Source organism: Pseudomonas sp. LBUM1679 (assembly GCF_059695565.1).
Genome location: NZ_CP166774.1, coordinates 1,630,400 through 1,643,800, shown reverse-complemented (window position 1 = coordinate 1,643,800; position 13,401 = coordinate 1,630,400). Strand labels below are relative to the sequence as shown.

At 62.9% G+C, this 13,401-nt stretch carries 9 protein-coding genes and 3 pseudogenes; 3 read left to right on the top strand and 9 right to left on the bottom strand.

Annotated features, from left to right (window positions below; translation table 11 throughout):
- The first annotated feature begins 19 nt into the window (after window positions 1-19).
- Together fnr and ACA062_RS07555 are read left to right on the top strand one after the other, a co-directional pair.
- Window positions 20-754 (top strand): fumarate/nitrate reduction transcriptional regulator Fnr, encoded by a 735-nt coding sequence (gene fnr / locus ACA062_RS07560; protein ID WP_497455840.1) that lies wholly within the window; start codon window positions 20-22, stop codon window positions 752-754.
- A 79-nt stretch (window positions 755-833) separates the two neighbouring features.
- Complete coding sequence (locus ACA062_RS07555; RefSeq protein ID WP_497455839.1) at window positions 834-1,382, top strand: adenine phosphoribosyltransferase; 549 nt, start codon at window positions 834-836, stop codon at window positions 1,380-1,382.
- Between the two features lie 127 nt (window positions 1,383-1,509).
- Here ACA062_RS07555 and recR read toward each other — a convergent pair whose 3' ends face one another.
- From recR to ACA062_RS07515, 8 genes and pseudogenes are all read right to left on the bottom strand, one after another.
- Complete coding sequence (gene recR / locus ACA062_RS07550; RefSeq protein WP_497455838.1) at window positions 1,510-2,112, bottom strand: recombination mediator RecR; 603 nt, start codon at window positions 2,110-2,112, stop codon at window positions 1,510-1,512.
- Between the two features lie 88 nt (window positions 2,113-2,200).
- Window positions 2,201-3,238, bottom strand: a complete 1,038-nt coding sequence (curA, locus tag ACA062_RS07545; protein WP_497455837.1) for an NADPH-dependent curcumin/dihydrocurcumin reductase — start codon at window positions 3,236-3,238, stop codon at window positions 2,201-2,203.
- A 162-nt stretch (window positions 3,239-3,400) separates the two neighbouring features.
- A complete protein-coding gene (qhpG, locus tag ACA062_RS07540) occupies window positions 3,401-4,690 on the bottom strand; it encodes a flavin-dependent monooxygenase QhpG (RefSeq protein ID WP_497455836.1) in 1,290 nt (429 codons plus the stop codon).
- Window positions 4,687-5,364 carry a subtilisin-like serine protease QhpE gene (qhpE, locus tag ACA062_RS07535; protein ID WP_497455835.1) on the bottom strand — a complete coding sequence of 226 codons (678 nt, stop codon included), beginning with the start codon at window positions 5,362-5,364 and terminating at the stop codon, window positions 4,687-4,689. Before qhpE ends, qhpG begins: the two co-directional genes overlap by 4 nt.
- Complete coding sequence (locus tag ACA062_RS07530) at window positions 5,354-7,072, bottom strand: ABC transporter ATP-binding protein (RefSeq protein ID WP_497455834.1); 1,719 nt, start codon at window positions 7,070-7,072, stop codon at window positions 5,354-5,356. Before ACA062_RS07530 ends, qhpE begins: the two co-directional genes overlap by 11 nt.
- Window positions 7,072-8,976: a sigma-54-dependent Fis family transcriptional regulator gene (locus tag ACA062_RS07525; protein ID WP_497455833.1), complete on the bottom strand. Its 1,905-nt coding sequence runs from the start codon at window positions 8,974-8,976 to the stop codon at window positions 7,072-7,074. The genes ACA062_RS07530 and ACA062_RS07525 overlap by 1 nt, the downstream gene beginning before the upstream one ends.
- A 246-nt stretch (window positions 8,977-9,222) precedes the next feature.
- A pseudogene (locus ACA062_RS07520) lies at window positions 9,223-10,247 on the bottom strand (histone deacetylase family protein).
- Between the two features lie 165 nt (window positions 10,248-10,412).
- Window positions 10,413-10,913: pseudogene (locus tag ACA062_RS07515) on the bottom strand (M20/M25/M40 family metallo-hydrolase); the annotation flags it as partial.
- Between ACA062_RS07515 and ACA062_RS07510 the strand changes: the two are divergent.
- A pseudogene (locus tag ACA062_RS07510) lies at window positions 10,905-11,264 on the top strand (LysR substrate-binding domain-containing protein); the annotation flags it as partial. The pseudogenes ACA062_RS07515 and ACA062_RS07510 overlap by 9 nt on opposite strands.
- Window positions 11,265-11,276: 12 nt before the next feature.
- On the opposite strand, the gene mrdA reads toward ACA062_RS07510, so the two are convergent.
- Complete coding sequence (mrdA, locus tag ACA062_RS07505; protein WP_497455832.1) at window positions 11,277-13,169, bottom strand: penicillin-binding protein 2; 1,893 nt, start codon at window positions 13,167-13,169, stop codon at window positions 11,277-11,279.
- Window positions 13,170-13,401 lie beyond the last annotated feature (232 nt).

Here is a 13,401-nt window from a genome sequence, read left to right as displayed (position 1 = left end):
TCCCACAAGGATTGAAGAAATGTCCGAGCCAGTAAAACTGCGCGCTCATAGCCAGGCCCATTGCAAGGATTGCAGCCTGGCCCCCCTCTGCCTGCCACTTTCTCTGAATCTGGAAGACATGGATGCGCTGGACGAAATCGTCAAACGTGGCCGCCCGCTGAAAAAGGGCGAGTTCCTGTTCCGTCAGGGCGACACGTTCGATTCCGTTTATGCAGTTCGCGCTGGCGCCTTGAAGACCTTCAGCCTGAGCGATGGCGGCGAAGAGCAGCTCACCGGTTTCCATTTGCCGAGTGAACTGGTCGGCTTGTCGGGTATGGACACCGAAAAACACCCGGTCTCGGCGCAAGCCCTGGAAACCACTTCAGTCTGTGAAATTCCTTTCGAGCGCCTCGACGAGCTGGCGGTGCAACTGCCCCAACTGCGCCGACAGTTGATGCGCGTCATGAGCCGCGAGATTCGTGACGATCAGCAAATGATGTTGCTGTTGTCGAAGAAAACCGCCGATGAGCGTATTGCAACGTTTCTGGTCAACCTCTCGGCACGCTTTCGCGCCCGGGGTTTCTCGGCCAACCAGTTCCGCCTGAGCATGTCCCGTAATGAGATCGGCAATTATCTGGGGCTGGCGGTGGAAACCGTGTCCCGGGTGTTCACGCGCTTCCAGCAAAACGAACTGATCGCCGCCGAAGGCAAGGAAATTCATATCCTCGACCCGATCCAGCTCTGCGCCCTGGCCGGCGGCTCGCTCGAAGGCTGACAGTAACCCTCGCGGCTGAGCGAAAGGGTTCAGTCGCCGTTATACTGCAACGTTTGCAGCCTGCCAGGATTCTTCGACCATGGCCTTCGACGCCTTCGACATCAAATCCCTGATCCGCCCCGTGATCGACTTCCCCAAGCCGGGCGTGATCTTTCGCGACATCACCCCGTTGTTCCAGTCACCCACGGCCCTGCGCCTGGTGATGGACAGCTTCGCTCACCGTTATGTCGAAGCCGACTTCACCCATATCGGTGCGATGGACGCCCGGGGTTTTCTGATCGGTTCGGTGCTGGCCTATCAGTTGAACAAGCCGCTGGTGTTGTTCCGCAAGCAAGGCAAGCTGCCGGCCGACGTGCTGGCCGAGGGGTATGCGACCGAGTACGGCGAAGCCTTCCTCGAAGTCCACGCCGACAGCCTGTGTGAAGGCGATTCGGTGGTGATGTTCGATGACCTGATTGCCACCGGCGGTACGCTGATTGCGGCGGCGAACCTGATTCGGCGCATGGGTGCGCGGGTGCATGAGGCGGCGGCGATTATTGATTTGCCGGAGCTGGGTGGGGCGCAGCGGTTGGAAGATATGGGGATTCCGACGTTTTGCCTGACGCAGTTTGCGTTGGACGATAAGTAACGCGGCGTCTGTACCGACGCCATCGCGGGCAAGCCCGCTCCCACAGGTCCATTGGTGTACGCAAAATCTGTGAACACCCTTGATTCCTGTGGGAGCGGGCTTGCCCGCGATGGCGTCAGTGCAGACGCTACAAAGCAATCGGCTTACGCCCCGCAAACGAATGCGCCAACGTCCCGCCATCGACCAATTCCAGCTCGCCACCCAAGGGCACGCCATGGGCGATGCGCGAGGCGATCAGGCCTTTATTGCTCAGCAACTGGGCGATGTAGTGCGCCGTGGCTTCACCTTCCACCGTCGGGTTGGTGGCGAGGATGACCTCAGTGAACGTGCCCGCTTCTTCAATCCGCGCCAGCAGTTGCGGAATGCCGATGGCGTCCGGGCCCAAGCCGTCGAGCGGCGACAGGTGGCCCTTGAGCACGAAGTAGCGCCCACGAAAGCCCGTCTGCTCCACCGCATAGACATCCATCGGCCCTTCCACCACGCAGAGCAAGGTGTCGTCGCGACGGGTATCGGCGCATTGCGGGCACAGATCGTCTTCGGTCAGCGTGCGGCACAGCCGGCAGTGGCCCACGCCATCCATGGCCTGGCTCAGCGCCAGGGCCAGGCGCGAGCCACCGCTGCGATCACGCTCGAGCAGCTGCAACGCCATGCGTTGGGCAGTTTTCTGACCGACACCGGGCAAAATTCGCAGGGCGTCGATCAGTTGGCGAATCAGAGGGCTGAAGCTCATGGGGAAAAGTCCGACAAAACAACGAGACGCGGTTTATACCCGCGCCTCCCCTTGAGCGTCAAATAGCAGCGTCAAATGGCAGGGCCAATTATTCGGCCTGCGCGACCCGAACCACCAGTTTGCCGAAGTTGCGTCCTTCCAGCAGGCCGATGAACGCCTCGGGCGCATTCTCCAGGCCATCGACGACGTCTTCGCGGAATTTCACCTTGCCGTCGCGCACCCAGGGCGCCATGGCGCTGATGAACTCCGGCTGACGATCGCCGTAGTCGTCGAACACGATGAAGCCCTGGATTCGCACCCGCTTGGTCAGCACGGTGCGCTGCAGTTGCGGCAGTTGATCCGGCCCGGTCGCTGCCTCGTGAGCGTTGTACGAAGCGATCAGGCCGCAGAGCGGAATCCGCGCCTTGGGGTTGAGCAGCGGCAGCACCGCATCGAACACCTTGCCGCCGACGTTTTCGTAATAAATGTCGATGCCGTCAGGGCAAGCCTGAGCCAGCTCATCGGCGAAGCGGGCGCTCTTGTGATCGATGCAGGCATCGAAGCCCAGTTCCTCGACCACGTAACGGCACTTTTTCTCACCACCGGCCACGCCGACCACCCGCAAGCCTTTGATCTTCGCCACCTGGCCGACCACCGATCCCACCGCACCGGACGCGGCCGCGACCACCAGGGTTTCACCGGCCTTGGGCTGGCCGATGTCCATCAGCCCCATGTAGGCGGTCATGCCCGGCATGCCCAGGACGCCCAGCGCCATCGACGGACTCGGCAGCCCGGACGGCACCGGAATGATGTTGCGACCGTCGCTGAGGCTGTGGCTCTGCCAGCCGGTGGCGCCGACCACCAGGTCACCTTCGTGGAATTTCGGATTCAGCGAGCGCTCGACCCGGCTGACCGCCCCACCGGTCATCACTTCGCCGATTTCCACGGGTGCGGCGTAGGATGGCGCGTCACTCATGCGCCCGCGCATGTAGGGGTCCAGCGACAGATAAAGGGTCTTGAGCAGCACCTGACCGTCGGCCAGGTCCGGCAGCGCTTGCCTTTCCAGGCGGAAATTCTCCGGCGTCGGCGCGCCTGTCGGGCGCGATGCCAGGACGATACGTTGGTTGAGGGTCAATGCTTCAGGCATGTGAGCGTCTCCTTGTACGAAGAATTTGGTGATATAGGGAGCAGACCGTTGTGGCGGGGTCGCGTTCGATGTTTGTGCCGTGCACGGAGTATTCATCGTTGATCGTTTATCGTGGATAGGCAATCCGGGACGTGGCTTTGCAGTGCACGTGCAAAGGATCGGTCAGGGTTTGAAGCCCTGGGCGAGCAACCAACTGCGAACCACCCGCCCCTGCTCCACCGTCAACCCCGCCAGTGCCTGCTCCGCCGGTTCGGTACGCAACCGCCGCACCAACGGCGCCAACTCGATCCCTTGCACATGCCAGATACCCAATGGCTGATCGGCCGTGATCACCACCTCGGCTTCGTCGACAAAGCCCTCCCTGAGCACCGGCGCGCGCTCGATCCTCAGCGCGTTGAAATCCGCCTCGGCATGCGCAACCACGGCATCCGGCCACTGTCGCCGCGCCTGCCAGAACGGTTGCCCGGACCAACGCTGCTCATCGGCATAAAAATCGCGCCCGATCCGCGCAAACCGCAAAAACAATTGCTCGACCCGCTGCTGATGAAAGCGTTGGGCCAACGCCGCTCGTTCGGGTTTACGCAACAGGGTGTTGATCACCGTGGGGGCCTGTAACGCCGAAGACAACGACTGAAAAATCCCGTTGCCCGACAGCGGATCCACCGCCATTGCCGCATCGCCGACCCGAATCCAGTGAGCGCCACAGACCTGTGGACTCACAATTGCCGTGCTGCTGCGGGCATGCAGCTGTAGATCGTCCTCAGGCCCGGCCGCAAAAAACGCCCGGGCCAACGCCGAACCCTGGCGCCGCAGACGACAGTAGTCGAGCAATTGCGCCTTGCCGGGCAATTCGGCGCTGGCGACGTCGACCGTCCATTGCCAGTAACACTGACCGTCCGCCCGTCGCGCCATCCAGGCCCAGCCATCCTCAAGACTTTCCACGGCGCTGGCGGTGGTGCCCGGCGTGCCTTGCCAGCGATTGAGCAGGCTGACCGTCTCCGGCCCGCGCAGGCCTTTGCCCAGCGCTGGCGCCTGACGCCCTCGCGCCTCCACCAGAAAGTCCGCCAGCAGTGCCGGACGCCCTTCGAGCTCGACCCGATGTCCCGCCGCCGACGAGTTAACCGTCAACACCCGCGCTTCGATCAGCTCGACGCCCGCCAGGCGCAGGTCCTCGCGCAGGCCTCGATCAAAGCTCGGGCGATCCACCAGGTATTCGATGTTTTGCGCATGCTGCTGGCCGTTCCACGACACCTGCCGCTGGGAAGGCAGCGCCGCATCCGCCAGCGCCTGAGTCAGCCCCGCGCCGCGCAACGCCTCGAGCACCCGCACGGAAACGCCTTCCAGCGCGGCAAAGCGGCGCCACTCACTGACCAGTGTTACCGGATAACCGAGCCGCCGCAGCCCCAGCGCGACCGCCGCACCTGCTGGCCCGGCGCCAAGAATCAAAATCATCGCCCGAAGCGCCGTTCAGGGCCGCGATAACGGGCATGTTCTTGCAACCATTCGATGACCTGTGGGTTGCTCGCTTCGGGATGCGCCACCAGGAAACCGGCAATGTGCCCGCTCAAGGCCGCACACCCCAGGCTCGCGCCGGACTGACCCGGATACGTCCCATGCACACAGGCCGCAAAATCCGCCTGGGCGCTGTTGAGCCACGACCATTCCTGTTCGGCGCACCGCGCATCGCCGGTGACCCGCAGCACCTGTGGATAATTCGCCGGGAACACACCTTCGCCCTGGGCCGGACTGGACGCACACAGCAGAATACCCCGAGCCACCGCCGCGGCGCAGGCTTCGCGCAACAGGCTGCGATCCTGACGCAGGCCCAGGCTCAGATTGATCAGGCGCACGTCCTGCGCCACCAGCCAGTCGATGGCCGTGGCGATCTGCAAGGCGCTGGTGACACCCCGCTGGTCGAACACCTGGCCCACGCAAAATACCGCTGCCGGCGCCCGGCGACCGATGGCCTCGATCACGGCGCTGCCGTGGCCGAGCGGATCATCGTGCAGATCGCTTTCTGCCAGCCCATCTGCCAGCAACGAGAATCGTCGCCCGGCGACCACCTGCACCCGCTGCGCCGCCGAGTGACCACTGTCCACCACGCCAATGCGCAACTCAGGCTTCATGCGGCACCGTTTTCGAGGTCAGCACGCCGTCGAGCAATTCAAAGCGCAGATCGGCATCGGCCAGGGTCGAGGGACGATGGCTGATCAGGATGCGCGTACGTCCGGCAAACAGGCGGTCGATGGCCTCGATCACTTCGCGCTCGGTGGCTTCGTCCACCGCCGAGGTGGCCTCGTCCAGCACCAGGATCAGTGGGTCCTGCAACAACGCCCGGGCAATGGCGATGCGTTGTTTTTGCCCGCCGGACAATTGTTGGCCGCGCTCGCCCAATGGACTGTCGAGGCCTTCGGGCAATGAGGCGATCAGGCTGTCGAGTTGCGCCAGCCGCGCCACTTCGGCGATCGCTTCGCGGCTGGCATCCGGTACGGCGTAGGCCAGGTTGTCGGCGAGGCTGCCACGGAACAGCACGATGTCCTGGCTGACCACGGCAATTCGCCGACGCAGCTGGAACAGGTCCAGGTCGCGCAAGTCGACCTCCCCCAGCAACACCCGGCCGGACTGCGGATCGTGGTGCCGTTGCAGCAGGTCGATCAGGGTCGATTTACCGACCCCGGAGCCACCGCTCAGGGCAACTTTCAAGCCATAGGGGATACGCGCTTCGATGCCGCGCAAGGTCGTCGGGCGACCCGGGTGGCTGAAGTGCACGTCGTCGAAACGCAGCTCGCCGGAGCTCGGCATCGGCCGCGGCGTAACCGGCGTGAGCACGGTCGGCTCTTCGCCGCGCAGCTCCATGACCCGCCCCAGGCTGACGGTCATCCGTTGAATCGCGACGTACAGGCCCAGCAGGCTCTGAACCGGCCCCACTGCCATGCCCAGGTAGGTGGAAAACGCGATCAGCGCACCCAGTTGCCAGGTCCCCTGCACCACCCAGTAACCGCCAATCAAAAACGCACAAGCCCGCGACAGCGACGTCAGCGTGCCCGGTACGGCCTGGGTGAAGAACTCGGTCACTTGCAGGCGCAGCAACTGGCTCATATAGCCCTGCCCCAAGGTCTCCAGGCGTCGCGCTTCACGCTGCTGCTGACCGGCAGCCTGGATGAATTTCATTACCGGCAAGGTCTCGACCATGAACGATGACATGTCCGCCGAGCGCTCGCGCAACTGCCGCACATCGCGTTCGACCTTGCGCCGCATCCAGCGCAGCCAGAGCACGTCGAGGGGTATCAGCACCAGTGCCAGCAACGAGAGTTTCCAGGACAGGGTCACCAGCATCGCCACCGCGACCACCAGGCCGATCACGCTCGACACTGCCGAAAACAGCGAGTCCACGGCAAAACGCTGGATCTCCGCGACGTCGCCATCGAGGCGCGACATCAGGTCACCGATGCGCCGCTGGCCGTAGAAGTTCGGCGACAGGGTTTGCAAATGCCGATAAAGGTCATCGCGCAGGGCAAACAGAATCCGCCCGGACAGCCGCGTGTGCAGGTAACGATTGATGCCCGACAGCAGCGTGCCGAGCAACCCGGCCACGATCATCAGCCCGGCGATCAGCACCAGCATGGAAAAGTCGCGCGCCAACAGGCCGTCGTCGATCAGCAGCTTGGTCAGCCAGGGTTGCACCAGCACCAGCGCCGAGGCACAGGCCGACAAGCCGAGCAGCCCGGCAATCGCCAGCCGATGGGGGCGCACAAAGCTGTAGAGCCAGCGCAGCGCCGCTTGCAGGGCTGCGGGATTCTGGCTGTGGATCAGCCGAACGAGCAAGCGCTGCATCACGAGCGCAACTGTTTGAGCTTGCGATACAGGGTCGCGCGGCTGATGCCCAAGGCATCGGCGGCGGCCGAGACATTGCCTTGATGAGTGTCCAGGGACTGGCGGATCAGCTCCAGTTCGTTTTCGCGAATGCTCCCCGATTGAGGGCGGTCGGTGGCGGTCAACTCGTCGAGCATGCTGTCGGGCAAGTGATCGAGGGTGAGCACCGTATCGCCCGGTTCACGCATGGCCAGCGCGGTGCGCAGGACCATCTCCAGCTGGCGGATGTTGCCCGGCCAGTGATAGCCGCCGAGCAAGCGGCTCAGGTCGTCATGCAGGACCATCGTCGGCGCGTCGAGCCTGGCCAGCAAGCGAGCGACCAGGGCGCTGAAATCGTCGCGTTCGCGCAGGGCCGGGAGCATCACGCTGATGCCGTTGACCCGGTAGAACAGGTCTTCGCGAAAGTGCTTTTCTTCCACCAGACGCTTGAGGTCGCGGTGGGTGGCGCAGATCAGTGCGACGTCGATGTCTTGCTCTTCGCCAGCCCCCAGCGGGGCGACTTTGCGATCCTGCAGCACGCGCAACAGACGTGCTTGCAAAGCCAGGGGCATGTCGCCGATTTCGTCGAGGAACAAGGTGCCGCCGTGGGCCTGTTGCAAACGTCCGATCATGCCGCCACGCCGGGAGCCGGTGAACGCGCCTTCGCGATAGCCGAACAGTTCCGACTCGATCAGGCCTTCGGGGATCGCCGCGCAGTTCACCGCGACGAAGGGTTTATCGCAGCGGGCGCCGGCCATGTGCAAGGCACGGGCAATGACTTCCTTGCCGGTACCGGTTTCGCCCAGCAGCAACACCGGCAGTTCATTGGCCAGGCCTTGGCGGGCCATGCGCAAGGCCCGGGCATAACGGACGTTGCTGCCGGCCAGGGCTTCGAGGTCCGGTTGCGGTTTGGCGGTCTTGGCGGTGGTGCGCGGCGGCGTACTGACGTTGATCGACCGCTGCGGCGCACGCAACGTCTTGTAGAAGAATTCGCCTTTGGCGGTCTGCAGGCTGCCGACACCGCCCTGTTGCAGGCGCGATAGCAGTTGCAGGCCGTCGACCCCGAGAAACTCTTCGCAGCGTCGACCGACCAGCGCCGCACGTTCGGCACGCAGCAACTGGCAGGCCTGGGCACTGACCGCGAGGATTTGCCCGCCGAGGCTCACCGCCAGCAGGCCTTGCCAAGGGGATTCGAGGTATTGCCGCCGGCTGTGGAACGCCAGGACGATTTCGTCCGGATAGCTTGTGTTGAAGACGCGGCTTTCGATCTGGCTGACGGCCATGGCCAGCAGCGCGGTGCTGTCGTGGACCCGGCCCAGCGGGCCTTCACGGGTCAGGTCGAGCACGCCGAGGATGTCGCCCTGGGGGCAATGGATCGGCACCGAGGTGCAGGAGAAATCGGTCAAACGATCGAGGTAATGTTCGCCGCAATCGATCAGCGTTGGCCGGGCTTCCACCAGCGCGGTGCCCAGGGCATTGGTGCCGCGAACGGCTTCGCTCCAGCAGGCGCCGAGGGTGATGTCTTGCAGGCCGCTACCCTTGAGGCGATCGGCGCGTCCTTCGACGGCCAGGATGGTGGCGTCGGAATTGGCGAGGATGATCAGCCCTTCCTTGCCCTGGCGTTCGGCCAGGTAATCGATCGCCGGCAATGCCGCGTCGATCAGCAGACGGTTGCTCGCCAACAGCAGGTCCAGGCTGGCGCTCGATTCCAGCGCCAGTTCGTGCTTGGCATTGAAATGCACGCCATGGCTGAGGCTGCGTCGCCACGAGGCATCGATTTCCGCCCGCAACACACCATCCGGGACTTCGCCCTCGAGATGGAGTTTTTCCCGGGCCAGCCGGGCTTCGCGGTGCGGCTTGGGTGGAGTTGTTTTTATCAGCGTCATCAAGCGCTCCGGAGCGGTCCGCTTTGCGCTTATTCAAGTTCAGCGCCCTGGCGCAATCTTTACGTTAACGTCAGGGCGATGGCAAGTGCCTTCCAGCACTTGTGTTCCGTCAGGTGGACCGCGTTATCGTTCTTCGCTGGCAAGCCAGCTCCTACAGGTTCGGCGTTGTTCACAAATCTGCGGTACAACCCGGTCACTGTAGGAGCTGGCTTGCCAGCGAAAGCGCCCTCCCAGACACCACAAAACTCAGATCGTCCACACCTCGGAATTCACAAAAAACGCCCGCGCATTGTCCTCCAGACTCTCCAGATGATACCCCCCCTCCTGCACAATCAAACACGGCAACCCAAGGCTGCGAATCCGCTCGCCCAGCCGCGCAAACCCGTCCCGGGTCACCGCCACCTTGCTCTGCGGATCCAGCTCGAAAATATCGAAGCCCAGGGACAGCACCAGCACCTCGGCGCCGAAGTCCTTCACCGCCGCCAACGCCACCTCCAGTTGCTCCAGGAAGTGCGCCTCACTCGCGCCATGGGCCATTGGCAGGTTCAGGTTGCACCCCTCGCCCTTGCCACTCCCACGCTCATCGGCAAACCCGGCCACCCCCGGATAGAAGTTGGTCGGATCGCCATGCACCGAGACATACAGCACATCATCGCGGTCATAGAAGATCTCCTGGATCCCCTGCCCGTGGTGCATGTCGGTGTCGAGCACCGCGACTCGCGCAAAACCGCCGCGCAACACCTGCGCCGCGACCGCCGCGTTATTCACATAGCAAAACCCGCCTGCCGCTTCGGCCCGGGCATGATGACCCGGCGGACGGCACAAGGCGTAAGCGGCAGGTTCGCCGTCGAGCAATGCCTGGGCGCCGGCGACAGCGCTCTGTGCCGACCAATAGGCCGAACGCCAGGTTTGCTCGCCCACCGGGCAACTGCCGTCCGCCAGGTAACGGGCGGCCTGGGCGAGAATCCCGCGCAAGGCGTTGGGCTCGCGCACGAAGATGTTCGACATCACCTCATCGCCCCAGTCTTCGGGAATTTCCTTCCAGCGCTGATGGGCTTCCTGCAGGAACGCCAGGTAGGGGGCGCCGTGGACCGCCAGCAGCGGATCGAGCCCGGCATCGATTGGTTGCTCGACCGTAAACCCAGGGAGCGCGAGGCCTGCACCAAGCGTTGAGCGCGCTCGGGCACTTCCTGCGGCGTACGCATTTGCCCGCGGGAGTAGTAGCTGCGTGGATGGTGAAGCAATTGTTCGGGATGGAAAAAACTGCGCATGGGATTAATACCTGTCAGTTAACATAAATCTTGAAACCGGGTGCGTTCAACTGTGGGAGCGAGCTTGCTCGCGATGAGGTCAGCACATTCAATATTGATGGCGACTGATCCACCGCTATCGTCGGAACGCCGCCCGGAGCAAGCTCGCTCCCACAGGGATTGTATTTATTCAGTTCTTCCAGCGCGGGACAGCACGGCGTTGAGCAATACATCGGTGCCCTGACGCACGTCTTCGGGAAGCACATCTTCGGCTTCGTTGTGGCTCAGACCACCGACACACGGGATGAACACCATCGCCGTCGGGCAGAACCGCGCCAGGTGAATCGCGTCATGCCCGGCACCACTGACAATCGATTGCTGAGCGTAGCCCAGCGCATCCACCGCCTGCTGCACGGCCGCCACGCAATCGGCGTCGAAAGGCGTCGCCGGGCTGATCCAGTGGGGCGTGATCGTCAGCTTCAGGCCGCGACCGTCGGCAATCGCCTGCAGTCGCGCACGCACCTGCTGTTCCATGGCCTCGATGGCTTCATCGCGGTGATGACGCAGGTCGACGGTGAAATTCACCAACCCCGGAATGGTGTTGCGCGACGACTTGTTGATGCTCAACTCGCCGACGGTGGTCAGCCCCTCGGGGGCGAAATCACCGGCCAGCCCTTCGATCAGCTCGCGGCGGAAAACTTCGTGAGCTTCACCAGCGATCAGCTCGGCGGCAATCTATCGCCGCTGACATTGTTTCGCGACCAGCAAGGGTTCACCGGCAAAATCGTTGCGTCATCGACGAGTTTCGAAGAGATTTATCGCTTGATCTGCGCAGGTTTTGGTATTGGCAGTCTGCCGACACACCTGGTGCGGCGGGATGTCGAGCAAGGGTTGCTCTGGCGTTTGCCGCCGGAAGACGGGGTGGTGGATTTCGATATCCAGCTGTTGTGGAATCGCGAGCAGAAGATGAGCCAGGCCAAAACCGTGTTCCTCGACAGCTTCCAGCACCGGCTCAGCATTCGTGAGCCTGTGCTGTGAAGCCTCGATCAGTCAGACGTGAGGGTCGCCTGGCTTTTTGCTCGGCGTGGCGTATTGCGGCTTCAGGTGGCCGTCCTGATCGAGCAGCCAGGCGTCCATGATCTGCCGCACCACGGGACCGGCGACGCGACCACCGGCCTCGCCGTTTTCGATCATCACCGAGATGACGATCTTCGGATGCTCGGCTGGCGCGAAGCCGACGAACAAGGCGTTATCGCGGTTACGCTCCAGGGTTTTCGCGCGGTTGTAGCGCTCGCCCTGCTTGATCGCCACCACCTGCGCGGTCCCGCTCTTGCCGGCGATGCGGTACTGCGCGCCCGCCGCTGCCGCCCGGGCAATCCCGCGCGCGTCGTGCATCACCATCTGCATGCCATGGTTGACCTGTTCCCAGTCACGGGGGTCCTTGAGCAGGATGTTCGGCATCGGATGCTCATCCACCGGCGCGGTGCCATCCACCGTCATGGCAAGGTGCGGTCGATTCCAGACCCCCTTGTTGGCGATCAACGCAGTGGCCTGGGCCAGTTGCAGTGGCGTGACCTGCATGTAGCCCTGGCCGATGCCGAGGATCACCGTTTCGCCGGGGAACCACGGCTGGCGGCGCGTGGCGCGCTTCCAGGCCTGGGACGGCATCAGCCCGGCAGACTCTTCGAACATGTCCAGCGAGACCTTCTCGCCGAGGCCGAACATGGCCATGTAGTCGTGCAGGCGGTCGATGCCCAGCTTGTGGGCCAGGTCGTAGAAGTAGGTGTCGTTGGAGCGCATGATCGCTGCGTCCATGTCCACCCAGCCATCGCCGCTGTGGTTCCAGTTGCGGTATTTGTGATCGAAGTCCGGCAACTGGTAATAACCCGGATCGTAGACGCGGGTCTGCGGGGTGACCACGCCGGCGTCGAGGCCGGCAATCGCCACTTCCGGCTTGATGGTCGAGCCGGGGGCATAGAGGCCGCGCAGCACGCGGTTGAACAGCGGCCGGTCGATGGAGTCGTGCAGCGCCGCGTATTCCTTGAAGCTGATGCCCGTCACGAACAGGTTCGGGTCGAAGCTTGGCTTGCTGACCATGGCCAACACTTCGCCGGTCGACGGGTCAAGTGCGACCACTGAACCGCGACGATCACCCAACGCCTCCTCGGCGGCTTCCTGCAGTTTTACATCCAGGCTCAGGACGATGTTTTTGCCGGGGATCGGATCGGTGTGCTTGAGCACGCGCAGCACCCGGCCCTGAGCGTTGGTTTCGACTTCTTCGTAACCGACGTGGCCGTGCAATTGCGACTCGTAGAATTTCTCGATGCCGGTCTTGCCGATGGATTGGGTGCCACGGTATTCCACCGTGTCCAGGACCTTGGATTCTTTCTCGTTGATCCGGCCGACGTAGCCGATCGAATGGGCGAAGTGCGCGCCCATCGGGTAGTGACGAACGAACTGCGGCTCGACGTCGATCCCTGGCAGACGGAACTCGTTCACGGCCAGTACCGCGATCTGTTCTTCGCTGAGTTCGTAGAACAGCGTGACGGGTACGAACGGATGGTGTGCCTGCTTCATGGCCTTGTCGAACAGCGTGCGGCTTTCGGCGGGTAAATGCAGGAGGTTGACCACCTGGTCCAGCTCTTCCTTGATATCGGAAGCGCGTTCGCGAGTAATAGTCAGGTTGAAGCTGGGGCGGTTGTCTGCCAGGACCACGCCGTTGCGGTCATAGATCAGCCCTCTGGTGGGGGTGATCGGCAATACGTGCACGCGGTTGTTTTCGGAGATCGTCGAATGGTAGTCGAATTCGAGTACCTGCAGGACGTACAGGCGTACGACCAAGGCGCAGGTAATGGCGGCGACGAACAAGGCGCAGGCCATCAGTCGTTTGTTGACCAGGCGCGTCTCTTGTTCGTGGTCCTTGATCGGTATCGGTCCGGGCATTTGTGCAACAGCTCTTTGACTTTAAAGGGAGCCCCGTCCTCAGGCTTGAAATCAGTCCGTTAAAAAACGAGCTGCACCATACCAAAAACCGCGCGGTCACTTTAGTGCGATTTGCTCAAAGGGCGGTCCTTGAGGGGCAGTTTGCGGCTCACTCGTGCCTTTCCCTCAAGATTGATATTCCGATTCATGCATTTTTCTTGCTGTAGCGCCTGTAGATACTGGGTGCATGTCA

What these genes read in the sequence shown, in the direction of transcription:
- mrdA (WP_497455832.1), bottom strand. Translation starts at nt 13,169, where the DNA reads ATGCCCGGACCGATACCGATCAAGGACCACGAACAAGAGACGCGCCTG.
- qhpE (WP_497455835.1), bottom strand. Translation starts at nt 5,364, where the DNA reads ATGAAGCCTGAGTTGCGCATTGGCGTGGTGGACAGTGGTCACTCGGCG.
- ACA062_RS07525 (WP_497455833.1), bottom strand. Translation starts at nt 8,976, where the DNA reads ATGACGCTGATAAAAACAACTCCACCCAAGCCGCACCGCGAAGCCCGG.
- recR (WP_497455838.1), bottom strand. Translation starts at nt 2,112, where the DNA reads ATGAGCTTCAGCCCTCTGATTCGCCAACTGATCGACGCCCTGCGAATT.
- qhpG (WP_497455836.1), bottom strand. Translation starts at nt 4,690, where the DNA reads ATGATTTTGATTCTTGGCGCCGGGCCAGCAGGTGCGGCGGTCGCGCTG.
- curA (WP_497455837.1), bottom strand. Translation starts at nt 3,238, where the DNA reads ATGCCTGAAGCATTGACCCTCAACCAACGTATCGTCCTGGCATCGCGC.
- ACA062_RS07555 (WP_497455839.1), top strand. Translation starts at nt 834, where the DNA reads ATGGCCTTCGACGCCTTCGACATCAAATCCCTGATCCGCCCCGTGATC.
- ACA062_RS07530 (WP_497455834.1), bottom strand. Translation starts at nt 7,072, where the DNA reads ATGCAGCGCTTGCTCGTTCGGCTGATCCACAGCCAGAATCCCGCAGCC.
- fnr (WP_497455840.1), top strand. Translation starts at nt 20, where the DNA reads ATGTCCGAGCCAGTAAAACTGCGCGCTCATAGCCAGGCCCATTGCAAG.